Annotated in this window: 18 protein-coding genes; 9 read left to right on the top strand and 9 right to left on the bottom strand. The window is 44.7% G+C overall.

The annotated features are described in order from the left end of the window. Positions 1-65: 65 nt before the first annotated feature. Positions 66-5,660, bottom strand: a complete 5,595-nt coding sequence (locus ACYVNW_RS12600) for an alpha-2-macroglobulin family protein (RefSeq protein WP_460680225.1) — start codon at positions 5,658-5,660, stop codon at positions 66-68. A 138-nt stretch (positions 5,661-5,798) separates the two neighbouring features. On the opposite strand from ACYVNW_RS12600, the gene ACYVNW_RS12605 reads away from it, so the two are divergent. From ACYVNW_RS12605 to ACYVNW_RS12635, 7 genes are all read left to right on the top strand, one after another. Continuing rightward, a complete protein-coding gene (locus ACYVNW_RS12605; protein WP_460680226.1) occupies positions 5,799-6,515 on the top strand; it encodes a cytochrome b/b6 domain-containing protein in 717 nt (238 codons plus the stop codon). 30 nt (positions 6,516-6,545) lie between these two features. After that, positions 6,546-7,340 carry a molybdopterin-dependent oxidoreductase gene (locus tag ACYVNW_RS12610; protein ID WP_460680227.1) on the top strand — a complete coding sequence of 265 codons (795 nt, stop codon included), beginning with the start codon at positions 6,546-6,548 and terminating at the stop codon, positions 7,338-7,340. 523 nt (positions 7,341-7,863) lie between these two features. Then, on the top strand, positions 7,864-9,753 hold the full coding sequence (locus tag ACYVNW_RS12615; protein WP_460680228.1) for a glycoside hydrolase family 30 beta sandwich domain-containing protein: 1,890 nt from the start codon (positions 7,864-7,866) through the stop codon (positions 9,751-9,753). A 41-nt stretch (positions 9,754-9,794) separates the two neighbouring features. After that, positions 9,795-10,643 (top strand): glycoside hydrolase family 16 protein, encoded by an 849-nt coding sequence (locus tag ACYVNW_RS12620; RefSeq protein WP_460680229.1) that lies wholly within the window; start codon positions 9,795-9,797, stop codon positions 10,641-10,643. An 88-nt stretch (positions 10,644-10,731) separates the two neighbouring features. Further along, entirely contained in the window at positions 10,732-11,955 is a 1,224-nt protein-coding gene (locus ACYVNW_RS12625) for a family 16 glycosylhydrolase (protein ID WP_460680230.1), read from the top strand. 15 nt (positions 11,956-11,970) lie between these two features. Continuing rightward, positions 11,971-12,900 carry a hypothetical protein gene (locus tag ACYVNW_RS12630; RefSeq protein ID WP_460680231.1) on the top strand — a complete coding sequence of 310 codons (930 nt, stop codon included), beginning with the start codon at positions 11,971-11,973 and terminating at the stop codon, positions 12,898-12,900. A gap of 84 nt (positions 12,901-12,984) precedes the next feature. Continuing rightward, positions 12,985-13,434, top strand: coding sequence for a DUF4920 domain-containing protein (locus ACYVNW_RS12635; protein ID WP_460680232.1), 450 nt, complete (start codon positions 12,985-12,987; stop codon positions 13,432-13,434). 6 nt (positions 13,435-13,440) lie between these two features. Here the strand turns inward: ACYVNW_RS12635 and ACYVNW_RS12640 are convergent, their stop codons facing one another. From ACYVNW_RS12640 to ACYVNW_RS12650, 3 genes are all read right to left on the bottom strand, one after another. After that, positions 13,441-15,138 (bottom strand): hypothetical protein, encoded by a 1,698-nt coding sequence (locus ACYVNW_RS12640; RefSeq protein ID WP_460680233.1) that lies wholly within the window; start codon positions 15,136-15,138, stop codon positions 13,441-13,443. Between the two features lie 9 nt (positions 15,139-15,147). Then, positions 15,148-15,930, bottom strand: a complete 783-nt coding sequence (locus ACYVNW_RS12645) for an ABC transporter ATP-binding protein (protein WP_460680234.1) — start codon at positions 15,928-15,930, stop codon at positions 15,148-15,150. Between the two features lie 740 nt (positions 15,931-16,670). After that, a complete protein-coding gene (locus ACYVNW_RS12650; RefSeq protein WP_460680235.1) occupies positions 16,671-17,201 on the bottom strand; it encodes an AAA family ATPase in 531 nt (176 codons plus the stop codon). Between the two features lie 289 nt (positions 17,202-17,490). Here ACYVNW_RS12650 and ACYVNW_RS12655 point away from each other — a divergent pair, with 289 nt between their 5' ends. After that, positions 17,491-19,089, top strand: a complete 1,599-nt coding sequence (locus tag ACYVNW_RS12655; protein ID WP_460680236.1) for a catalase — start codon at positions 17,491-17,493, stop codon at positions 19,087-19,089. Between the two features lie 166 nt (positions 19,090-19,255). Here ACYVNW_RS12655 and ACYVNW_RS12660 read toward each other — a convergent pair whose 3' ends face one another. The 3 genes from ACYVNW_RS12660 to ACYVNW_RS12670 all read right to left on the bottom strand — a co-directional run bounded on the left by ACYVNW_RS12660 (position 19,256) and on the right by ACYVNW_RS12670 (position 21,332). Continuing rightward, positions 19,256-19,387 (bottom strand): hypothetical protein, encoded by a 132-nt coding sequence (locus tag ACYVNW_RS12660; RefSeq protein ID WP_460680237.1) that lies wholly within the window; start codon positions 19,385-19,387, stop codon positions 19,256-19,258. Positions 19,388-19,755: 368 nt separating this feature from the next. Beyond that, a complete protein-coding gene (locus ACYVNW_RS12665; RefSeq protein WP_460680238.1) occupies positions 19,756-20,100 on the bottom strand; it encodes a four-helix bundle copper-binding protein in 345 nt (114 codons plus the stop codon). Positions 20,101-20,246: 146 nt separating this feature from the next. Continuing rightward, positions 20,247-21,332, bottom strand: coding sequence for a DUF6515 family protein (locus tag ACYVNW_RS12670; protein WP_460680239.1), 1,086 nt, complete (start codon positions 21,330-21,332; stop codon positions 20,247-20,249). 177 nt (positions 21,333-21,509) lie between these two features. Here ACYVNW_RS12670 and ACYVNW_RS12675 point away from each other — a divergent pair, with 177 nt between their 5' ends. After that, on the top strand, positions 21,510-21,839 hold the full coding sequence (locus tag ACYVNW_RS12675; protein WP_460680240.1) for a hypothetical protein: 330 nt from the start codon (positions 21,510-21,512) through the stop codon (positions 21,837-21,839). 63 nt (positions 21,840-21,902) lie between these two features. On the opposite strand, the gene ACYVNW_RS12680 is transcribed toward ACYVNW_RS12675, so the two are convergent. Both ACYVNW_RS12680 and ACYVNW_RS12685 read right to left on the bottom strand, forming a co-directional pair. Then, positions 21,903-22,772 (bottom strand): DUF1735 domain-containing protein, encoded by an 870-nt coding sequence (locus tag ACYVNW_RS12680; RefSeq protein WP_460680241.1) that lies wholly within the window; start codon positions 22,770-22,772, stop codon positions 21,903-21,905. Positions 22,773-22,791: 19 nt separating this feature from the next. Continuing rightward, a complete protein-coding gene (locus tag ACYVNW_RS12685; RefSeq protein ID WP_460680242.1) occupies positions 22,792-24,393 on the bottom strand; it encodes a SusD/RagB family nutrient-binding outer membrane lipoprotein in 1,602 nt (533 codons plus the stop codon). Positions 24,394-24,401: the final 8 nt, after the last annotated feature.

Consider the following 24,401-nt stretch of genomic DNA (forward strand, 5'->3'; position numbering starts at 1 on the left):
CTATGCTTGTTCGACATACTTGCGACGAGATTGCTTCGTACCTCGCAATGACAAAAAATGTTATTTTACTTAATCACCTCTACCCATTTCCCCTTCTCCATTGCATTGATTGATGCATTATACATGGCCTCGCAATAGGCAGCCGGCAGATAATAGCGCCCGGTGTAAGCAGCGTTCAGCATCACATAATAAGTAACGGTCTGGCCTTCCGGCAATCCGAAATATGTATTCACCCGGTCGTCGCGGATATCACGGTAATCAGATGCAGAAGATTTGAACACCTCATCATTATTCATCATTCGGGTGTTTAAAATTTCCCATCCCGATGGGAATACCTGTGTGAGCGCCATATTATCATACCTGCCTTGGTGACCAGAGTTTTTGAGCGTTACCTGGGCTACAAAATCAGTACCCTGTTTCAGGGCGGCTATGTTTAGCGGCTTACCTTTTAGTGTAAAATAATTTACGCTCATTTGCAGTACATCAGCATTGTTGGCATGTACTGGTTCCTGACCGGCGGCAGGCTGCCCCTGCTGAATCAAACGCACATATAATAGATTGCTGCCTTGGTTCTTGAGTACCACTTTACCACCGTTGCCGGCCACAGGCGTTTGCCATAAGTAAGACGGCGAATTAACACCCACTGCACCTTTATCCAACTGATAATTGAACTGCATTTTATTACCTGATTTGTTTTGACCGCAATACTCAGCCACAGCCAGCAAAGCATAAGCCGTGGTTTGGGTACTATACCATTCATCCTGCGATAGATGTGCGGCAACGGTACGCAACTGCTGGGCTGCCTTTTGGCGTTGGCCTAATAGCATCAATGATTCCAATATCATGGCCTCATCGCGCAAATCGGAGCCATACGTGCCGTACAATTGCTTGTAAGGCTTAATGGTTAAGGGCAGGTTGGCAATTAACCGCAACCCAATTTCGGGCTGACCGGCCAACTTATAGGCAGCCGCTAAACGCCATTTGGCTTCAACACTCAGGTACTTAAACTCTTTCAGGCGATTCATGGCACCCAGTTCGGGCTGGCGGGCCAGGGCCAGCAGGTATAAGCGGTAAGCCTGGGTTAAATCGGCACCGTAAAAACTGCGGCTGTCGGGTGCCCAGTTGAGGGCCTGACGTTTTTGGTAGCGCTTCCAGTTATCCAGCAAACCTACAGGCAAGGCATAACCACGTGCCTGTGCAGCCAGCATAAAATGACCGGCATAATTGGTTCCCCATTCGTCGGCATCACCTTCGCCAGGCCAGTAGCTAAAACCGCCATCGCGGGCTTGGAAGCCGTTTAGCCGGTTGAGGGCAGATTTGATATTCCGCTCCACTTCTGCTTTCTGCTTTGCTGAAAGTTCTGTTAACTGGTTAATGTACAGTTGCGGGAAAGCTGCCGAAGTAGTTTGCTCAATACAACCATGCGGATAATCAATCAGATAATTTAATCGTTTGGCTAAGTTAATGGCCGGTATAGACGATATCTCCAATGAAGCTTTGTTAGTACCGCTGATGCCAATTGGCGTATAAGCCGTACTAAACGTTTCGCCGGGGCGCAACTCCTTTTGAATAATATGCGTCATGGGCGGGTTAGGATTGCGGATGTTCAGCTGCACATCATAAGCCGCAGTCTCTTTGCCGCTACGGGCAATGATGCTCACTTTACCCACCCCTACAAAATCCTTAACGTTCAAATCAAACGTCAGTAATTGATCACCGGGCTGCGTAAATGTAAGCGTTTGCTGGGTTGCCCCCTGTGCAGCCGTAAAAGCGTTTGATTGTAGTTGAACACTTACCGTTTTAATGTTTTTATCCATGGCAAACACGGTAACCGGCAGTTTAAAGTGTTCGCCCGGCCCTAATACCCGTGGCAAAGTGGCAAGCAGCATTAGCGGCTTCTTCACAGCTACCGGCTTTTCGGCATAGCCGTACCCTCCGGCATGGCCGGCAATGACCATGGCCCGCACCGAACCTACATATTGTGGTAACCTGAATTTCACTGTTTGCTTTTGCCCCTGCCCCAGATGGAAGGGACCTAAGAACTTCACTACCGGTTTAAAGCGGTTAACAGTGATGTTTTTATTATTATTTAAAGCCTGGTCACCACCAATACTGAGGATGCGCTCTAAACCACCGCCATAGGCACCAATAACATAATCATACAGATCCCAGGTTTTTACACCCAAGGCCTCGTGGGCATAAAAGGCGGTATGCGGGTTAGGCGTTTTGAAGTTGGTTAAATCCAACAAGCCTTCATCTACTAAGGCCACAGTATAGGTCATTTCCTTGCCCGATGCCTCTGAAACCGTAATGGCCGAATTGCTTTCCGGTTTAATTTCATTCGGCATACTGATTACCGGCTTTAACACCGTTGCCGGGTCATCCACCGTGAGCGGAATAGCGCCATACATACGTATAGGCAGGTCATTAGCCGTTTGGGCATGGCGTTGTAACAGCGTCACGTTTACAAACACATTAGGTGCCATGCTGCTTTCCACCGTAAACTTGTACTGGGTTTGTGCCTCTTTAGTATCAATCCAAACCGTTTTTACTACCCGGCTACCGGTTTCGAAACTGATTAAAGCTCGGCTGCTTTTCCCTGTCGGAATGGTAAGTGTAGCGGTTTCGCCTACTTTGTAGCTCTTTTTATCTGAAGTAAAAGAAAGCATGGTGGCATCTGTGGAGTTGGCCTCCTGCAAACGCTCGCCATAATCTACATAAACCACTTTGCCGGTAGAGTGCCCGGTAAGCGGGTCTTTAATGCGGATAAGGTACCGGCCCCAATCTGCCTGCTTCACCCGCAGGTTCCAGCGGCCACGGCCATTATTGAGCGTAACATAGGTATCAGATACCAGCTTATTATATTGGTTTTGCGTAAAATTGCTCAGTTCATCGCCGGTTTGGTCCCACCACCAGCGCCACTGCACTTTGTAAACCTCTACCTCTACGTTGCGGGTACCGGCAAAGGGCACGCCATTAGTGTTTACCGCAGCAATATCAATCGGGTTATCGGTATCCGTGTTTAGCATACCACTATAGGCGCTGCCTTCGGGTGTTTTAATACCCACATAACCATTGTACACATTGTAAGGAAGCGATACCTGATTGACGCTAAAATTACCACCCGGCTCAAATACTTTTACTACAAAGTTGGCTCTTAACTGCCCGGGGGCCTGTTTGTCCAAATTGATATTGGCATGCACTGGCGCTACACCGGCGGCATTCAGCCGCCCGTCAAACACAGTTTGCGTTTGCGTACCAAAGCCCAGTGTAGGGTCATCAAACGTGTAGTTTTCAAAGCCTTTAAAAGAGGTGGTTTGGGGCGATAAAAAGGCATCCACCTTAGCTTTCAGGTTTTGAGCTACGCCGCCAAACAGCCATCGGGCCGTAAGCACACCATCGCTGCTGCTGCCTTTGGTGAGTTCTGTTTTGCCACCAAAGGACAGGTCCAGCTTTAAGCGGTTAGGCATAATGGTTTCTACCTTAATGTTTTTTTCGAAAACAGCGCCGCCTACTTTTACCTTCGCCAGCCAGTTGCCGGTGGGCGATGTAGTTGTGGTAGCGGTATGAAAACTATAGAAACCGTCTACTGAACGGGTGCGCACCATCTGCCTGTATAACTGGCCTGATGGGTTGTAAAACTCAAACTGCACCGGATGGTCTGGCGGCAGCGATTTCAATTTATCCTCCAGCATAAAGGTGACATAAATAGAATCGCCAGGGCGCCATACACCGCGCTCGCCGTATATGAAACCTTTTAAGCCATGCTGCACTTCTTCACCGCCTACATCAAATTTAGAGAGTGACAGTGAGCTGCCATTATCCAGTTTTAAATAGCCACGTTCATCGCCATTTTTTGCTACGAGCAGGTAGGGCGTACGTTTAAGGGTGAACCGGGCAAAGCCATCATCATCAGATTTAGCGGTGCCCAGCACTTGTTTTTGATAATCTAATAATTCCAGTTCAACGCCCGACATCGGCATGGCACTGCGTATACCGGTTACGGCTACTAGCAGCTCATTGTTTACACCGCGCTTGGCAATCAGGCCAATGTTGGAAGCCATGATGTTGCGGCTGGCCCATTTATCCTTGGTATAATATGATTTACTGCAAGGGTCTTCGCGCTCATTCCAGTTATAGCCTTCGGGGTAATAATTATCATAACGTTGCCAGAAGTCATCATCTTCATCAATACCACTTCCCGAACTTTCTTCTGAGTCGCCTTCGTCATATCCTTCGTCCCCATCATTACCTTCCTTGGCAGAGAATACTTTGTTGGTTTTGCAATTGAACAGCGAGTATTCTTTCCGGAAACCAATCATGACCCGGTAAATGGCACCCGGCTCGGTGCGCACCAGGTGGTCTATATCCAGCATAAAGCGGTTATGTTTGGTCAGGTTCAGACTCTTGTCGTCATCCAGCCGGATGGTAATCTCTTTTACCGGGCGGCCTACCTGCCTCAACTGACTGCTGCCATCGGCGTTATTATTTTGAAAATATTGCGGAATATTGTTTTCGTAAATCTTAACAATAGTAACGTCCACCGCCTTCAGGTTCACGGCCTCGAAAGGCAAAGTCAACCGGCCGGAATCAGGCAGAATGACGCCTTTACCGGGGATGGTGACCTGCGGCAAACGGTTCTCGAAAAACACATTGGCATCATAAGTATCGGTGTTTTTTTTGCCGGTAATATCCTGCACACCCTCATGTGCATACACAGCATAGCTGCCGTTCAGGTGGTCGGGTGCATAAATTTTCACAAGGCTGCCATCAATGGTATAAGCCGGGTCGGTAATACCGGTGATGCCTACCAAACCATTCACCTCCTGCCCTACCTGTATAGGATTAGAGAACTGCACTTCTACATATTGATCCTGATCCTGAACGGCGCGGGCACCAATGACTTTAAATTCGCCAATAGCAGGAATAGCAAACTCCTTTACATCGTGGTCGGCTGCGCCTATAGGCTTACCATCCCAGTTTACAGTTAAGGTAGCGCTGCCAGATGCAGGCTTTTTGATATGATTGATAATGAAACGGTGTTCGGTTTGCGTAGCATCGTGCTGCCAGTTTACGGTAGTACCAGGCGTATAATTAATGGTCAGAAATTTCTCTACCTGCAGCGCGTTTTCCTTATCCGCCGTGCGGATGGTGCCGCTCAGTTTCATCTGGTCGAGCGAAGTGCGGCTGGTGCTTTGAAGCGCCCCGAACTCCATTTCCATACCCGAGCGGATGATTTGAAACGCAAACTTGAAGTGTTTCAAATCATTGGGCACATCAGTTACTTTACCCAAATCGAAATCGGCTTCATAAAACTCGGCAGGTTTCATATCGCCATCGGGCCTAAACTCTATGGTTTGAGCATCTACCCAATAAGCCTTACCTTTAAGGGAAGGCGAAAAGTCGAATATATCAGCATCTAAAGCCTCGTGTGCAGCATGGGCCGTTTGCACCGTACCTGCCAACTTAATACGAATAGCGCTGCCCTTGGAGATTACGCCAGAAGTATAAGACTCAATGTATTTACTGAAAGCAGGATTAACAGCCGTTGTATGCTTGTGCCTAAACACGAAGAACAAAGCAATACCAATGCTCAACAAAGCGGCTACAACTGCGATTAATGAGGTACGGGAAGCACCCGAAAAGCGGTTAGGTGACATGTAGATGATGTAAAAGGTGCTATAAATATAACTACATTACCTTTACAAAAAGGAGTTCTACAAAATGATTTGTTAATAGTAGCGTTACTTTATAATACCTATCAATCCGGCTTAACAATTAATACGTTAATTTGCAGTATGAAAGTTATCAGAGAAAAGCACTCGCTGGTTATGCGCTGGACGCACTGGATCAATTTTCCGCTGCTAACCATCATGATCTGGAGTGGACTGCTGATTTACTGGGCCAGCGATACTTACAAAATCACCTTATTTGGCCACACTTACTTTCATTTTTTCCCAGAGAGCTTTTACAAGCGCTTCAGCATCGGGCACCGCCTGGCCGAGGGCATGGCTTTCCATTTCTTTTTTATGTGGCTGTTTTTTGTAAACGGGGTGCTTTATGTGCTTTATACTTTATTTTCGGGCCAATGGCGCAACCTGGTGCCTCAAAAAGGTTCGTTTAAACAAGCCTGGCAAGTGCTACTGTATGATTTGCACCTGCGCAAAACAGCTCCGCCGCAAGGCAAGTACAATGCAGCGCAGCGCATTGCCTATACTGCAGTAATTGTGATGGGTTTCGGCTCTATACTTACCGGACTGGCGATTTACAAACCGGTACAGTTTCATACCATTACCTGGCTGATGGGTGGCTACGGAACTGCAAGGGTAATACATTTCATACTTACCATTGGCTATGTGCTATTCTTTATCATCCACATTATACAGGTGGCGCTGGCGGGATGGAACAACTTCCGGTCGGTGGTTTCAGGTTTTGAAGTAGTAAAACAGCCTCAAGCCGTAAGTATCGAGCCCACCGTGCAGGAAGATAACCAACGCACCGACCCTGAACAATAAACTTTTTACCTCTATTGTTATCGTATTCAAATGGAAACCAAGACTCAGCACCATACCCAACCAGAAGATAAAACGGTAAGCGAAAAGCAAATCAAGCGACGCAACTTTTTGGCGTTTACTACTTTTTTTGTTGCTGGCGGGGCAGCCTATGGCGGTTGGAAATGGTTATACCATTCGCCGCTGGAAACGCCGGGTATTACTGCGGGTACCCATAAACCCTTACGCCGCGCCTTAAATAAAACTGAGCTGTTTTTCCGTAACTTTTTCAGCAACAACCATCTGGTAAAAACTTATCCCAAAGAAAGGGCGGCTAAAAAAGTCAGGGTAAACAGTGATATTGGCATGGCGGATAAAAATTACAATACCGCTGCATGGCAACTGCAGGTAGTGAAAAGCCCTACCGAGGTTTTAAAAATCAGTATAGACGAAATAAAGGCGCTGCCTAAAACCGAAATTGTATACAGCTTTAAATGCGTAGAAGGCTGGGACCAGATACAGCACTGGGCAGGGGTAAAAATGACGGATTTTATTAACCATTTTGGCTTACAGGAACAGGCCAAGCTACCCTACATTGGCATGGAAACGCCTGACAGAAAATATTATGTAGGCTTAGACCGCGAAAGCGCCCTGCACCCGCAAACCCTGCTGGCTTATGAAATGAACGACCAGCCCATCACTCAAGCCCATGGCGCCCCTTTACGCCTTATTATCCCGGTAAAATATGGTATCAAAAATTTAAAGCGCATTGGCACTATCACCTTCAGCAATACCCGCCCAAGAGATTATTGGGCTGAACTGGGCTATGATTACTATTCGGGATTATAAGCTTATGATGACATTTTAAGCATTCAACCGGTTATTTAGTGTAATACATTTCAGGTCATCCTCCCTTAAAACCAAAATTCCCCCCTCATCAAATATTTCTCACAACAATAAGTTGTATATTTTCAGATATGCTGGTTACACCCTGAAATATAATGTATTACTGACACTTACGTTAACGGATGACAATTAAAAGCATTATTTACTCCCGTCAAATCGCCTCTATTTGTAACCGGTACACTAAGCTAAAATTGCGGGTTATTAATCGAGAGTTAATATTAGCTTATTGATTAAAACCTGTGTAACTTCATTTATACAGTTACCGTACACCCAACTGTATCCTGACCAATTTAACCAAGCGATAACCAATTTTTGCCTATAAGTATATGCTTTAAACCGGCGTATACCATGCCGATACTGTTGCTTTAAACTATTGATGTACTGTACCCGCTTCTGCTGTTCTTAAACCGCAGCCAGGAAGCCTTTTGCCGTACCATTAACCAATTATTTTATATAAACCAATCTTATGAAGAAGTACTCTACCCTTAACATCAGGGGCTTGCTGGCTATTGCGGCTACGTCGGCCGCTGTAATGTATGGCTGTAAAAAAGATGTAGCCGGCGGTCAGCCCGATGTCGTTGCATCAGCAGCTATGACAACCCCTCGGGCAGCTACAAGTGCTGTATCTGTATGGATGACCACGGGCGACAAATCCAAACTTCTTGCTCAGCAAGCCAGCCTTAATTTTGCTGCCGATGCCGGCACTAACCCTAACACAATTACGGTAAACGAAGGAACCAGCTACCAGGGCATTGATGGTTTTGGCTTTTGCCTCACGGATGGCGGCGCCACCCTAATCAACAACATGGGTGCTACCCAGCAAAATTCATTGTTGCAGGAGCTATTCTCCACCAGCGGTAGCAGCATTGGCATTAGTTACCTGCGCATCAGTATTGGCGCTTCTGATTTAAGCGCCAGTGATTTTACTTATGATGATGTCAACGCCGGAAGCACAGATTATAACTTGAACAATTTCAGTATTGCCCAAGCCCAAACGGCCTTAATTCCGGTTTTGAAGAAGATACTGGCTATTAATCCCAACATTAAAATACTGGCTACCCCATGGACAGCCCCGGTTTGGATGAAAACCAATACCACCGGTAACGGCGGCTTCACAGGCGGCTCGCTGAATACAGCAGCTTATGGTGCTTATGCCAACTATTTTGTAAAATACATTCAGGCCATGAAGGGGCAGGGCATTACCATTGATGCCATTACCCCGCAAAACGAGCCATTGAACCCTTACAATAATCCAAGCATGGTTATGCAGGCCGGAGAACAGGCCAACTTTATAAAAAACAATTTAGGCCCAGCCCTGCGCAATGGAGGTTTAAGCACCAAAATTATTGCCTATGATCACAACACCGATCGCATGGATTATCCGCAAACGGTGCTGGGCGATGCCGGTGCCAATCAGTATGTTGATGGGTCGGCGTACCACTTGTATGCCGGTAACATTAGTGCTTTATCAGACATTCATAACTCCTTCCCCAACAAAAATGTATACTTCACGGAGCAGTTTGTTTCATCAACAGGTGGCTTTGCCGGAGATTTATCATGGCATGTGAACAACCTGATTATCGGCGCTACCCGCAACTGGGCACGCAATGTGCTGGAGTGGAATTTAGCTGCCAATGCCAGTAACGGGCCGTATACCAACGGAGGCTGCAGCACCTGCCAGCCTGCTGTTACCATCAGTTCATCCGTTACCCGCAATGTTTCTTACTATATTATTGCACATGCTTCTAAGTTTGTAAGGCCGGGCGCAGTGCGCATCGGTTCTAATATTGCGGGCAGCATCCAGAACGTAGCCTTTAAAAATTCGGATGGCACCAAAGTAGTTGTGGCTTTAAATTCTGGCAGCAGCAGCCAGAGCTTCAAGGTGCTGTGGGGTAATCAATCGTTTACCTATACTTTACCTGCCGGTGCAGTAGCTACCTTTAATTGGGCAGGCACACCGGGCAGCGGCTCTTCTAACCCAATTGGGCAAACTATTACTTTAAAAGGCATCAATAATGCCTATGTATCTTCTGAAAACGGCACCCAGGCCATGACTTGCACCCGGGCTACAGCCGGCGACTGGGAGAAATTTACTATTGTAGATGCGGGTGGCGGCAAGGTGGCACTGCAAAGCATGGGCAAATATGTATCCTGCGAGAACGGCACCCAAGCCATTACCTGTAACCGCACCACCATTGGTGACTGGGAAAAATTCACTTTAGGCACCACTGCCGATGGCAAAACAACCCTGCAAGGCAGCAACGGCAAGTATGTAAGCAGCGAGAATGGCACACAAGCCATGACCTGTACACGTACCACGGTTTCGGGTTGGGAAGCGTTTGGAGTTAACCAATAAGTTACCGACTTTTAACCTTCCAATTATATAAACTTATACTTATGAAAGTTCTGTTCAAATCACTGTTGGCATACGGTATGTTGGCACTGCCCTTACTGGCTGTTTCTTGTAAAAAAGATACAACTACCAAACTGCCCGATGTGCCTGCCGTTACCGGCGGAGGTACAACTACCGGTGGCTCAAGCCCAAATCAAACCTATAAAATGATATGGAATGATGAGTTTGAGGGTACCAGTGTAAATGCCAACAACTGGGTATTTGAAACAGGCAACCTTAACGTAAATAACGAAAAAGAATACTATCAATCTCAAAATACCACACTAAGCAACGGCAATCTGGTAATTACCGCTAAGGCCGAAAGCAAAGGCATCTTTCCTTACACCTCATCACGGCTGAATACACAGAACAAGTTCTCGGTGCAGTATGGCCGCATTGAGGCACGCATCAAAATTCCGCTTGGTGCAGGTTTGTGGCCAGCCTTCTGGATGTTAGGTGACAATATTAACACCGTAAGCTGGCCTAAGTGTGGTGAGATTGATATTATGGAACACGTAAACGCCGACAATAAATTTTATGGTACCATTCATTGGGACAATAACGGCCATGCGCAGTATGGCTTAAGCGCCACTACCGATACCCCTGATGATTATCATATATATGCTATAGAGTGGACACCCACCGAAATTAAATGGTTTCTGGATGATAAGCTGTTTTGCACAGCCGACACTCATGGCAATGTAAATAGTACTGAGGAATTTAATGCAGGCAAATTTTTCATCATCCTTAACCTGGCTGTAGCCGGAGATTTTCCGGGGCAAAAGGTAGATTTAAGCAAGCTACCGGCCAGTATGTATGTGGATTATGTGCGCGTGTACCAGCTTTCTAAATAACGTTTTTACGTATTGGTTTCATAAGTGAAAGGTTTAAAAATCATTTTTTGAAATTCATTAAACCATCAAACACATAAAACCAATTGTTATGAGAAAACAATGCTTAACACTGCTGCGGGTTATACCTGTAGCTATGACCGCTGTATTATGCCTTGCTTCCTGCAAAAAAGATGTTGGCCCGGTACAAACTGATGCAGCTGCTGCCACAACAACCAATGCCACACCCAGAGCTACTACCTGGACGCAGGTTTGGGCCGATGAATTTGAAGGCCCGAACATTAACACGGCCAACTGGAACTTTGAAACCGGCACGGCACAAAACAACGAGAAGGAGTATTATCAGGCTTCAAATGCCTCAATCAGTAATGGTAACTTGGTTATTACTGCGCGTAAACAAGCCGTAGGCGGCATGCAGTATACTTCGGCAAGGCTTAACTCTTCGGGCAAATATTCGGTGAAGTATGGCCGTATTGAGGCTCGTATTAAGTTGCCAATGGTAAACGGCATGTGGCCGGCCTTCTGGATGCTGGGCAGTAATATCAATACCGTGGGCTGGCCGAAGTGTGGTGAGATTGACATTATGGAGCAGGTGAACACCAGCAATACGGTGCTGGGCACTATCCACTGGGATAACAATGGCCACTCGCAATACGGCGGCAATACCAATACCACTCCCGGCGATTACCATGTATATGCCATTGAATGGGATAGCAGCAGCATTCGCTGGTATGTGGACGGCACCTTGTATAACACGGCCAATATTGCCAACAATATTAACGGCACCGAGGAGTTTAACAACAACCCGTTCTTTATCATCCTCAACCTTGCTGTGGGCGGCGATTTAACAGGTGGTACTGCCATTAACGATGGCGCTTTACCTACCAGCATGTATGTAGATTATGTGCGGGTATACAAGGCCACTACAACCGCCGGTGCACCTATTGGCCAAACCATCACCCTTAAAGGTGTAAACAACCAGTACGTAAGCGGCGAAAATGGCACACAAGCCATGAATTGTAACCGCCCTACTGCCAGCGACTGGGAGAAATTTACCATTGTAGATGCGGGTGGCGGCAAAATTGCCCTGCGCAGCATGGGTAAATACTTATCTTCTGAAAACGGCACTCAGGCTATTACCTGTAACCGCACCACCATTGGTGATTGGGAGAAATTTACCTGGGGAACCACTGCTGATGGCAAAGCTACTTTTCAGGGCAGTAACGGCCGGTTTATTTCTTCAGAAAACGGTACTCAGCCCATGACTTGTACCCGCACTTCGGTTTCAGGGTGGGAGGCATTTAGCTATCAATAAAATTGTACATTAGCCATGCAGCATCATTTTAACATGATGCTGCATTTTAAAATGATGCATAAATCTTTTCTCATCATTATTTTCCTCATTGCGGCAACCGTTCAAGCGGTTAAAGGGCAGTCAGACCAACGGCTGCAATTCAGTATGCACTACGGTTTCCAGCAGGAGAGTTTGCATTGGTCTATTGCAGGCAACAGTAATGGTACCAGCCCCAATATATATTCCGAACTTAAATGGAAGCATTACAACGGCTTTGCCTCAGGCGCTTCGCTACAATGGCAAGTTTGGAAAAACTGGATCATAGCAGGTGGCTTCAACCGCCTGCAAATCAGTTCGGGTAAGGTAGATGACACGGATTATGCACAGGATAACCGAACCGGTGCAACTTATGCCGGTCATTTTGATGCTGATAAAGGATATTCCTCTTTATACCAAGCGAGTGCCGGATATGTATTTACGCTTGTTCCATCATTAAAAATCACACCTTATTTAGGCTATATCACCAGCAGGCAATCGCTGTATATTTTAGACAATAGTGGCCAGTTAACTAATTTGAACAGTACATATCATACTGACTGGAAAGGCCCTTTCATTAAAGCTGATATTAATTATAACCTGACCACCCGTATCGCCTTAAACGCAAATATCAACTACAGCCAGGTAAACTACCATGCCCATGCCGACTGGAACCTGATTCAAACCTTTCAGCATCCGGTAAGCTATCGGCATTATGCTAAAGGTTATGGTTTGGATGCCGGATTAAAGCTGCAATACCGCATCGCCCCTAACCTATCAGTATTTGCCGGCGGCACCTGTTTTAACTGGCAAACCGGTACAGGCACCGATGATTTATTTCTTAATAACGGCAATGTAGACCATACGCAACTGAACGGTGTTTTCCGCAACGGCTTTCAGGTAAATAGCGGCACAACATTTAGTTTTTAACAGCTTCCTTAACACCTGATTCAATTATCTGAAACCAACTTTTAAAGCGCTTGTTGATAGAAGCAAAATGATGTGTTGCCGAAAATGAGAGCTTTATTAATCTGTCTGCTTTTTATCCCTTTATATCTTACCGCACAGAAGCGCGTTCCTTTACCCCATGGCATGGTGTTCGGTGTTAAGCCCGAGGTAGTTAACTTACAACAAGCCACCAATATACGGTCTTACTTGGGTAACCGCAGCCGCATTAGTGCCGTTATAGTAGGCCGGGTACTACGGGTAACCAAGCCTAAAGGCGGCTGGTTTGATATGGATGCCGGTAAGGGCCAGGTGATTGGCGTACATTTTAAAAACTACAATATCACACTACCGGTAGAGTTAAAAGGGAAAGAAGTAATTATTGCAGGTACACTTACCCGGCAGTTTATTGCGGATGACAAACAAAAATATGCAGGCGAAAACCCGGCACGACATCGTACCTTAACCAACCCTAAAGAATTGATGTTTGAAGCTACCGGCTTGTATGTAAACCGGTAGTTAATTCTACAAGTCTTCTATCTCTATAGCCTCCCAGCCCTGCTTTTTGTACTGGCTGATCATCAGCCAGTAAATACCCGCTGCAGGCAAAATCAGTATCCAGATTACAGTTTCCCAGCGCATCAAAAAGTAATGCCCGAACCCGGCTACTGCAATAAACCCCGTAATCAATAATGAATTAATGATGCGCCCGCCCGATTGCTTAAGCAGTACTGGTTTGGAAAAAGGCAGTCCTTTAATTAAAAACAAGGATAACAGGATGCCATAAATAAGGCTGATGAAAAAGGCCAGTATAATATCATTGATAGCTTCAGGCCCCCAAAGGGTAATTATACCAATGCTTACCAACAAGAAAAACGGAAAGTAATATATAGAAACCACCGCTTTAAACATACCGGTTAATACCCGGCCGGGCTGCCTTACCGGCAAGGCATAATATACCCAGGAGGCCTTAAACTTATCACTGTATGATACATGCTGCAAAAATACCGATATCACAAAGGTGCATAGGTAAATGAGCAATATGTAATTACTGCCGCCGCGCAACGAAGAAAATCGGTTGCTTATATCTCCGCTGACATGATTTAAAGCAAAATATAAAAAGTAAATAGGCACATAGGCAAAAGCAGGGTACACTTTAATTTTAAACTCGCGCATACGAGCCGCCATCTTCCAGGTAATTTTAAAACCTGCGTTTTCGGCAGGATCAGGCGCAATTATATTTGCCATTTTATCCCTGAAATCAGATTTTAGCGGTTTGCCTGCCGTTAGCGGCTGTTGTTGTTGCTTACCATCAGATGTGGCCACCACCGCAAGGCGCCGGTTAAAACCGGGCGCTAGTACTTTAGCCACCAGCCACAAACCCAACAAGGGTACCACCAAACCTGCAATGGCCAGCAAACTGGTAACAATATTGGAACGCCCGGGGTGAATCAACACCTCATTCAACGCACCAATCCAAACTGGGGGCAGTGCATAAGCCCAAGCGTGGTCCAACACTTTAAATTGTGCCAGCTCTTTCATATCAATCAGGCGTGGCAACAGGTAGTAGCTACCAAAAATGATTACTGAGAATGCAATCTGGAAATAACTGATAACGCCTTTGAACTGCTCCGGCGTAACCAGGCGCATCAGTACCAGGTAAATCAGATTTACCATAAATACTGTAAAAAATGTAGCCTCAATGATTTGTACAAACAACAAGGGTACAGACAATAAGCCATCTTTAAAACCAATTAGCAGCACTGCAGGTAAACCCTGCAGCATGGCCAGCTTAAAAATATACACCCCAATGTGCATAATGCGCGATACTGCCAATGTGCGGTCATCCACCGGGCGGGGAAGAATAATATACTGGTCGCGGGTATCGAGCAGCACGGTGGTAAAATCGGAAATCATGGTGAGTGAAAGCAACACCATAAAAATGAAGAAGTAAATGGTTTGCCCTAAAAAAGGCTGATCGAACCCCATTAAAATAAACCCCAAAAACAAACCCATCAGCACCAGAAAGAAACTAATTCCCCATGAACTGCTAACCTTACCATTTTTAGCTTTACGTTGTTTTTGAGCAAACAGGGTACTAGGCCGCCTGCTGTCCAGCAGCAGCTTGATACGTAATATCTCATTCAGTTGCTCAATGTTTACACCGGTGCGCTCCAGCAATGGGTAAAAGAACGATACCAGTTTTAAAAAAAACTTATTCATGCGGCTGGCTTAGTCTAAAGCGTTAATGATAGCATCGGCTTCCCCGGCATTTTCTTCGCGGCCGGTCAGTTTAGCAAAAATCTGCTCCAGGGTATCGGCATGGTTTTGCTTTAATGATTCGAAGGTACCATCAGCTACAATTTCGCCTTTATTGATAAGCAAAATACGGTCTGATACCTTTTCCACCACATCCATCATGTGCGAACAGTAAAATATAGTTTTGCCTTCCTGCGACAGGCGCTGAATCAGTTCTTTAATCATAATCACGGCATTGGCATCCAAACCGGATAGCGGCTCATCCAGCACAATAATTTGCGGGTTATGGATGATACCCGAAATTAGCAGCACCTTCTGCCTCATCCCCTTTGAGAATGTATCCATGCGGTCGTTCAGGTTACTGCCCAACCCGAAAGCGGTAAGCAAACGGCGGGCGCGTTCCTGCAATTGCTTTTCTTCCATGCCATACAGTTTACCTATAAAATCCAGGTATTCCATCGGTGTCAGCACATCATACAGTTCAGCATTTTCAGGCACATAACCAATCATCCGCTTAATCTCCATGGGGTTTTGTGACAGGCTGATGCCATTTACTATCACCTCACCCTGAAACTCGGGAATCAGTCCGGTTAAAATTTTAACGGTAGTGGATTTACCTGCCCCGTTAGGCCCGATATAACCGATGACCTGCCCGGGGTATATATCCAGCGTCAGGTGCTTCAATACTGTTTTATCACCATAGGTTTTAGCCAGATTGCGTATCTGTATCAGCGGAGCCGCCTGCGTAGTTTCCATACATTGAGTTTAGAGCAGAAATATACAAAGGAAATTAATGGGATTTTTCGATAAATGAGATTATAAGTTTGTGGTGCTATCCGCTTTTCGGGGTTTGTGCTGTTATGTTAGTTGTTGTTCTTTTGTCTTGATACAAAAGAACCAAAAAATCAAGTATAGCCCCGTAAGGCTTTTTTGCCGCACAAGGCCTTAGCTGCAAAGGCGGTCAGCACCACAGGCTGTGCTTTGTTTCTGGCAGTGCAAACACTAAAAGGCCTCTCCCTTACGCTCGAGGCCACCATGTGCTGCCCGCCTTTCGCCCAAAGCTGAGGGGCTGACGGGGAAGAAGAGAGTCAAGAGCAAAGAGCCAAGAATCAAGAAATAACTGGATCACACACACATCACCATCGCGTCATTGCGAGGAACGAAGCAATCTCTATACGCTTGAAGAGGTTAAATGCAGAGAGATGGCGCCCGTTCCTCGCAATGACGTGTGGGATGAACTAAGCGTCACAACGCATTCTGCTCATTCTTAAATTCTATAAATTCTGATTCAGGCAACTGCAACCACTACACACACATACACTCTAACCTGTGGCCTTGGCTTTTTCGGCTACCACAACAGTTGCCTGCCCACCGCACCCCTCATAGAAAAAAACGCAGCCACGAGTTTTCTTTTTGGTTCTTTTTCTTTTGCGGAAAAAGAAAAAAAACATCCACTGGCTTTCATAACTGACAACTCTATCCTAATGAAACGCCAATTAGAAGTTCTTTACCACAAACTCATCCACAACCCTTACTGCCTCATTATACCGTTCCTGCCCTGTACCGGATATCACCTTGTAATTAGCATTCAAGTCTTTCAACTCCTGGTGCCATACCTGCATAAAGTGTTCACGTTGTGTAGGGAAATTGCGAAGCGGATCATCCTGCCAGGGGAGGTCGATATCCAGCAGCAGGTAGAGATCGTAAGGGCGTTTATGCAGCTCATCTAACACCACCTGGGGTGTTTGGCCAAACCAGGCATCGCTCCATATTTTTACGGTGATAAAAGTAGTATCGCAAATTAACAACCGGTTTGCTTTTGGCGCCAGTTCCTCTTCCAATGCCAATTGTCCGTAAAACATATTTACTTCATCTTCCAAGGTACAATCATGGGTTAAGTTTTCACAATAGCCACGTGCAAATTCGGGCACCCATATGGTTTGATAATTCTCAGCTAAATAGGCCGACATGGTAGATTTGCCGGTAGATTCGGGTCCAACTATTGCGATTTTTAAAATGGGTTTCATCTTATATGTTCTGCACCTAAAGGTATATACAATAGTAAACAATTAATATTTGTATAAAGTTGCACGTAACTCTATACCCATCAAAATTTGCTTATAGACAAATACTATATACAATCTTATTAATCAATAGATGATACCTATGGACCTTGCTTTACTATGTTTGTAATACAAACTCACAGGAGTGAACTAATTTATAATATGACAAACCAAGGGCTTGGCATATAGGTTTATATAACTCAACTCCTGCCTGATAACAACGCCAACTATAGAACTTATTAAAGCTATAACTATGAGCAACGAACAAAATGCCAACCAGAACGGGCAAGACAGCAACAAAACGCTGACTACCCGCCAAGGCCATCCGGTTACTAACAATCAAAACATCCGCACGGTGGGTAACCGCGGGCCAGCTACATTAGAAAATTATCAGTTTTTAGAAAAAATCTCACATTTCGACCGCGAGCGTACCCCCGAGCGGGTAGTACACGCCCGTGGTGCAGGTGCGCACGGTGTATTTGAGGCCTATGGTACTGCAGGCGATGAGCCCATTGCTAAATATACCCGCGCCAAGTTATTTCAGGAAAAAGGCAAGCAAACACCCGTGTTTGTTCGCTTTTCATCTGTAATACATGGCGGCCACTCGCCCGAAACCCTGCGTGACCCACGCGGCTTTGCCGTTAAATTTTATACCGAAGATGGCAACTGGGATTTGGTAGGCAATAACCTGAAAGTGTTCTTCATTCGCGATGCCATGAAGTTTCCTGACCTGGTGCATGCCTTCAAACCCGATCCGGTGACTAACCGTCAGGATGGTCAGCGTATATTTGATTTCATCAGCAATACGCCGGAGGCCATGCACATGATTACCTTCCTGTTTTCGCCTTGGGGTATACCAGCCAATTACCGCCAAATGCAGGGCTCGGGGGTGAATACCTATAAAATGGTAAATAAAGAAGGTACCGGTGTATTGGTAAAATACCATTGGGAACCGCTACAAGGCGTTAAAAACTTAACGCAGGAAGAAGCCGAAGCCATACAGGCCAAAAACTTCAATCATGCTACACAAGATTTGTATGATGCCATTGAAGCCGGTAACTACCCTGAATGGGAGCTTTGCGTGCAGATTATGAGTGATGATGAACACCCTGAGCTGGACTTCGACCCTTTGGATGACACCAAGATATGGCCGCAGGATAAATTTCCGTTCATCCCGATCGGTAAAATGACCTTAAACAAAAACCCGGAAAATTACTTTGCTGAAGTGGAGCAGTCTGCTTTCGGCACAGGTGTACTGGTGGATGGCTTGGATTTTTCTGATGATAAGATGCTTCAGGGCCGTACTTTCTCCTACTCTGATACCCAGCGCTATCGTGTAGGTGCCAACTATTTGCAATTGCCTATCAACGCACCAAAAGCGCATGTAGCTACTAACCAGCGCGATGGACAGATGACTTACCATGTAGATGTACCGCAAGGTGGTAATCCGCATGTTAACTATGAGCCATCAAACCTTAATGGTTTAACGGAAGCGCCTAAAGCCGGTGCCGACCATGAGCCACAATATGCGCCGGCTCGTTTGATACGCCAAAGCATTGACCGAACCAATAACTTTGCGCAAGCAGGCGAACGCTGGAGATTGCACGAAGATTGGGAGAAGGACGAACTGATTAAAAACCTGGTGAGCACCCTGGCGCCGGTTGAAAAAATCATTCAGGATAAAATGATTGCGCTGTTTAACCAGTGTGATCCCGAATACGGTCGCCGCGTAGCAGAAGGTTTGCAAGCCGCCAATACGGATCATATTTCAAGCGGCCCGATTGGCAACCCACATTCTGCCGAAGCGGTTAAACAAGCCGAAGACGTAGCACATGATGCCAAGCCTTATTAGTTCATCAGGCTGCATCAAGTAAAAAAGGTGCCTTACTTATGAAGTAAGGCACCTTTTTTATGATACCATTGTGAGGTAAATACCCTAACGGTATACAACAAAAAAATGCTGATTGCAACGCAACCAGCATTTGTGTTTTCATAGGGTAGATAGGAAAGATTTTATATTAGGCAGCTTTTTTAACCAGCTGATTTTTCAATTGTGCTGCTCTGAAATTCTGCAGATCCTGTTGCAATAATTTTTTCAATTCAATATCTAAAGCCTTAAGCAGTATGTCGGTTTTGTTGATAGTTTTCATAGCAGTTAGTTTTTTAGTTTGATGTGTATATGAATACGATAATGATGCCAAACTCCTTATCATTTTTAACTTTCACCTAAAAAAACGCACTTTATACCTCACATAGCTTTCCTTCCGAAACAAAGACTATCAATATTGAATAATTTGCTGTGCATTTGCGTACACCACACTGTACATCTTGTAATGTTTTCGTACAAGCTGCACTAAATCCCAGCAGTTGACTTTCAAACGCTACTGATTACCCTTTAATACTATTGTACAATTAACAAGGCAGTAACTGTGTATTACGAAATGCAAAAAAGCCACTTAGATTAAAGTGGCTTTTTTGCATTTCGGTACGATAAATCAGTACAAATTTATCTTTTCGACTAATCTTGGGTAATAGGTGTATGATGTGCATGGCAAGCCTCGGCGCAGGTACGGCAGGCCTCGGCACATTGTCGGCAGTGCTCAGCTTCATGCTTACCACATTCTTCGGCGCACATGCGGCATATTTCTTCACACAATAATAAAAATTGGTGGGCAATGGCCGAATCACGCTGCAGCAGGCGGGCAGCCAGTGTGCATATATCCGAACAATCCCGATCCAGTTTAATGCATCCGGCCATCATTTTTACATCCTCTTCCTGCAGGCATGAAGTAGCGCAGTGTTCACAGGCCAAAACACAGTCTAACAGTTTCTGAATAAGTGCTTGATGATTATGTTGTTCCATAACTGTAAAATTTTAGTTTATAGTTAAACAAGCATTTGTAAACTTAATGGTTTTCAAAAATTCAAATTACTCAGCGTTAGCTTTAAAATGGCAAAGGGCAAATGGATAATCCACCTGCCCTTTGCCTAATCAATCACCTTTAAAAATTATTGTTGCGGTTCTTCCGGCGCATCATCATCGCTTGGCAAACCGGCTACCACATAAATTTTGTGACCGCTACTGTCGCGTTGCTCACGGTAGTAAATACCATCCGGAGTTACATACAGCTTTTCGCCGTTTATTTTCACCTTGCGTGCGTCTGACGGAAGGCTGTTGGCTACATCGCCTATTTGCGGATAGTAACCACCGTCTTCAGTATCCACTCCGGCACCAGTTTCCAGTTTACCGTCTTTACCGGCAATTACATAAACCAATGAACCGTCTTCTTTAGTTACCGGCTGATAGTAAACACCATTCAGCTCGTAATACTGCTGGCCGTCTATGACTATAGATTGGGCATCGTCAGGTATTTTGCTGATCTCGGCACCTACCGGTGGCTCAACTACAGTGTATTGGTTGTTATTGTACTGGTAATAAAAACCGTCAGAATAGTAATATTGGTACGGACCGTAATAGAACGGGTAATAACCGTATGGCAATACATTTAAGCTAAAACCTAAACGTGGGTAATAGTAGCGGTTATAAAAGCCGCCATAATAGTGGTAAAAACCACGGCCACCATATCCCGGACGACCAAAGCGGCTACCATAACCAAAGCCACCACGAGGGCCTGCATAGTTAAAGCCGCGGCCACCAAAACCTGGGGTACGGTAAGCATAGCCTGGACGTTGTGCAAAACCACCACGGTTACCAAAGCCGCCTATGCGAGGCGCTACGCCTACGCGGTTACCACCGCCAAAGTTACCCCCAATACGACCACCGAAACCACCTTGTGGAGGAGCAGTCATTACCCGATTATTACCGCCGCCAAAACCACGGTTGCCAAACGACTGGTTGCCACGGCTGCTAAAACCGCCAGAGTTGCCTCCACGGTTGCCACCGCCGAAACCATTGCCGAATGCACGGCCGGCAAAGCCGCCGCCGCCACCACCTCCGAATGAACGGCCACCGCCGCCTCCGAAGCCGCCACGACCGCCAAATCCACCACGTTGTGCTAAGGCATCAGGTGTGGTAAATATGCCCACTAAGGCACTAAATGCTAATGATAAAACTAATTTATATGATGTTTTCATTTGTTTATTAAAAACTCCCTCTTTCTGAGTTGCTAATGATGTAAATAAGACTATAACAAAATGTTAAGGTTTAATGAATTGATTAAAATATTTATATCAATTAGCGCACCAATTTCATTTAACTAAAACCGCATAACACTCACCTCGTTATGATATCATACACTAATTGTAAATGTTATGCAAACACCTAATAATAACGATTTAACAAATCGGGATGATTTTTTAAATACCGATGAGAATGAGCGCCCGCAGGACACACAGAATGCTGATGCGGCTAAGTTTAATACCGATGAGCAGGAACGTGCAGTAAACGAGCGTGAAGATACCGAGTATCAGGATGCAGAAAACATAGATGCCGGTAGTGCTGTAGCACACAGCCAGGAGCGCCCACCATTAACCACTCAAGGTGATATCGGTGAAGTAGAAGAGCAAATGGGCGGTACCACTAATTTGAGCCTGGACCAGTTGAAGAAAGAGGGTGACCCGGAGGGAACAAATAATAGATAATATTGAGAAATGAAAAAGCCCGCTTGAATAAGCGGGCTTTTTCATAATCATTTAAAAAAAATACTATCTAGGTCCAGTGTACTTGAATGTTTCATCAAAAGTACGTGCACCACCATTACTGGTGTATTTTATATGGAATGTTTTTGTTGCAGGATCGTAGCTGCTTGAAGGATCTGTTGCAATTGGCAACAAAGTAGTCATTGATACTGTTACCTTGTTAGTTGCTGGATCTACAGTTAGATTTTGAACATTTGAATAAATTCCTAATAAACCATAAGTAACTATGTTAGCACCAATCGTTTTCATAGTAACTGTATTACTACCACTTGCTAAAGTAGAAGTGAAAGTGTGGGCATATACTCCATCATACGCATTCTTTGCACCAAATATGAATAAACTGGTTGCAAAGTTACCGCTGATAGGAGTGCCAGTGCTAACAGATTTAATAGTGAAACCTAAAGCCAGTTGATTAGCAAAAGAAAACTGGTTGGTATTTAGATTCACATTAAGCACACCATAAGTTTGACCTTTAGGAATAACTACAGTGTAAGTTGGTACAGTATAAGCTGCAGTAGGAAGTGCAACAGTGTAGTTTGCACTTGTACTGGCATAACCGTGATAAGTGTTATAACCTGCTATTATACTATTATTCAATTCCACAGTTACTGTGATATCTTGCGGAGCGGGTTGTCCACCTGAATATTTAATAGGAATTGCGAACGTTGTTGGAGTTGATTTGATATCAAACGACGTGTTATAAGTATTATACTTGAAATCAGCAGATGCATATTCTGCGATAGGGCCACCGGCATCACCAATCTCAATTACAGCAGGTGAGTTACCCTCATCCAATACAGGTTTATCTTTCAAGCAAGAGCTTAAGCCAACAGCTGTTAGCATCAGGACAAATGATAATTTTATATACTTTTTCATGTATTTATTCTTTTAAAAATTAATTTAAGTCCCAAAAAATACGACTAGTAAACACATTTACAGTTGGTACGTTTTGTGAGTTCAATTGATACTCAGTATCTGGATATGGCAGACGCACTGGTAAACGGTCAGGACGAGGTGAAGTTGAATTTGGCGATGCAAAAGTTAATACAGGATCAGTTGAACCGTTAACAATTGCTGGATAGTTAGTTCTTCTAAACTCAGTCCATGCTTCACTACCGAATAAAAAGTTTAAAGCAATATATTTTTGAGTAATAATAGCCTCTAACTTTTGCTCATTACTATTATTCAAATCGAAATTAACCAAACGGGCGTAAGGGTTTGTTTCAACACCATTAACAATTTTGGATGGATTGGCAGCTTTGTATTTAGTTAAATAACCAGCATCATCAGCAGTCGTAGTATTAGTTCCGTTCTTGCTTAAATACAAGTACGATTTTCTGATACCAGTTTCAAAATTGTCTTTAGCAACTCCTGGAAGCCTTCCGTTTAAATTTGCTTCTGCCTGCAAGAAATAGCTCTCTGCTGCCAGTAGTATTGGACGGCCTTGCGTAGCACTTTTAAAGATACCTGTACCGAAAGCTGTACTTGATACAGTAGGGTTATTTGTAGAAGCTAAAGTACCCACGGCTGCGTTTGGATAGCTTTTGTACATCAGCTTACCACGATCATCATCGGTAAGTTTAGCACCGCTGTAAAAGCTGAACGCAAAACGGCCGGGAATAATTACGCGTGATTGAGAACCTTGAGAACCTGCAGCAGTCAAATTATAAGTATTCCAATCAGGATTTTGCTTACCATCTGTTACAATATAACCAGGGTTAACAACTGCGTCGTCTTCTATGAAGCCAATTGAATTATCAAAATTAGCAAACTCGGTGTTTACAAAGCTTGCCAATGCAGGCACTGCTTGTATGTGGGTAAGCATACGCAGTTTTACTGTTTGAGCAAATTTCATCCAACGTGTTATTTCGGCGGTTGCATCTGATGATTGAGTACTGCCTGTAATTTGGCCATACAAAACATCTGCAGTCCGAAAAGCAGGAAGTGCAGTATTTTTTGACTTAAATTTAGTGATGGCTGTATCAATAGTTAAAATCATAGTTTGATACACTGCAGGTGCTGCATCATATTTAGGTGTTAACAGCGTATTTCCGCGAAAAGCTTCGGTGTATGGTACATCACCATATAAATCAATTAAACGGGCAAAATTGTAGGCTTTCATCACTCTGCCCACAGCAGCATATTGTACTAAATCCGGATCTTTATCAGATAGATTAATCATGTACTGATAATCATAGGAGTTGTTATAATTATTGTTATATAATCCTGTATTTTCAGTAGTAGCATAAGCATATGTGAATAAAGAACCGAAACCACCGTATCCGCCGCCGTTTACAGTATATCCCATCACACCAGAACCAAATGCATTTGAGGCTGTTAAAGTAGCAGCTGTATTGGTTAATGCTTGTGACATTAATACAGGAGGCGTGGCGCTTAATGCGTTATTAGGATTAGTGTTGATATCCAAATATTTCTTGCATGATGATGCTGTAATCACCAAAGAACCTAAAGCAAGTATTTTATATAATCTTTTCATTTTTAACA

The sequence above is a fragment of the Mucilaginibacter koreensis genome (assembly GCF_054783355.1).

Bases quoted from the DNA above. Each gene is read 5' to 3' on its own strand.
- ACYVNW_RS12600 (WP_460680225.1), bottom strand. From the start codon at position 5,660: ATGTCACCTAACCGCTTTTCGGGTGCTTCCCGTACCTCATTAATCGCA.
- ACYVNW_RS12605 (WP_460680226.1), top strand. From the start codon at position 5,799: ATGAAAGTTATCAGAGAAAAGCACTCGCTGGTTATGCGCTGGACGCAC.
- ACYVNW_RS12610 (WP_460680227.1), top strand. From the start codon at position 6,546: ATGGAAACCAAGACTCAGCACCATACCCAACCAGAAGATAAAACGGTA.
- ACYVNW_RS12615 (WP_460680228.1), top strand. From the start codon at position 7,864: ATGAAGAAGTACTCTACCCTTAACATCAGGGGCTTGCTGGCTATTGCG.
- ACYVNW_RS12620 (WP_460680229.1), top strand. From the start codon at position 9,795: ATGAAAGTTCTGTTCAAATCACTGTTGGCATACGGTATGTTGGCACTG.
- ACYVNW_RS12625 (WP_460680230.1), top strand. From the start codon at position 10,732: ATGAGAAAACAATGCTTAACACTGCTGCGGGTTATACCTGTAGCTATG.
- ACYVNW_RS12630 (WP_460680231.1), top strand. From the start codon at position 11,971: ATGCAGCATCATTTTAACATGATGCTGCATTTTAAAATGATGCATAAA.
- ACYVNW_RS12635 (WP_460680232.1), top strand. From the start codon at position 12,985: ATGAGAGCTTTATTAATCTGTCTGCTTTTTATCCCTTTATATCTTACC.
- ACYVNW_RS12640 (WP_460680233.1), bottom strand. From the start codon at position 15,138: ATGAATAAGTTTTTTTTAAAACTGGTATCGTTCTTTTACCCATTGCTG.
- ACYVNW_RS12645 (WP_460680234.1), bottom strand. From the start codon at position 15,930: ATGGAAACTACGCAGGCGGCTCCGCTGATACAGATACGCAATCTGGCT.
- ACYVNW_RS12650 (WP_460680235.1), bottom strand. From the start codon at position 17,201: ATGAAACCCATTTTAAAAATCGCAATAGTTGGACCCGAATCTACCGGC.
- ACYVNW_RS12655 (WP_460680236.1), top strand. From the start codon at position 17,491: ATGAGCAACGAACAAAATGCCAACCAGAACGGGCAAGACAGCAACAAA.
- ACYVNW_RS12660 (WP_460680237.1), bottom strand. From the start codon at position 19,387: ATGAAAACTATCAACAAAACCGACATACTGCTTAAGGCTTTAGATATT.
- ACYVNW_RS12665 (WP_460680238.1), bottom strand. From the start codon at position 20,100: ATGGAACAACATAATCATCAAGCACTTATTCAGAAACTGTTAGACTGT.
- ACYVNW_RS12670 (WP_460680239.1), bottom strand. From the start codon at position 21,332: ATGAAAACATCATATAAATTAGTTTTATCATTAGCATTTAGTGCCTTA.
- ACYVNW_RS12675 (WP_460680240.1), top strand. From the start codon at position 21,510: ATGCAAACACCTAATAATAACGATTTAACAAATCGGGATGATTTTTTA.
- ACYVNW_RS12680 (WP_460680241.1), bottom strand. From the start codon at position 22,772: ATGAAAAAGTATATAAAATTATCATTTGTCCTGATGCTAACAGCTGTT.
- ACYVNW_RS12685 (WP_460680242.1), bottom strand. From the start codon at position 24,393: ATGAAAAGATTATATAAAATACTTGCTTTAGGTTCTTTGGTGATTACA.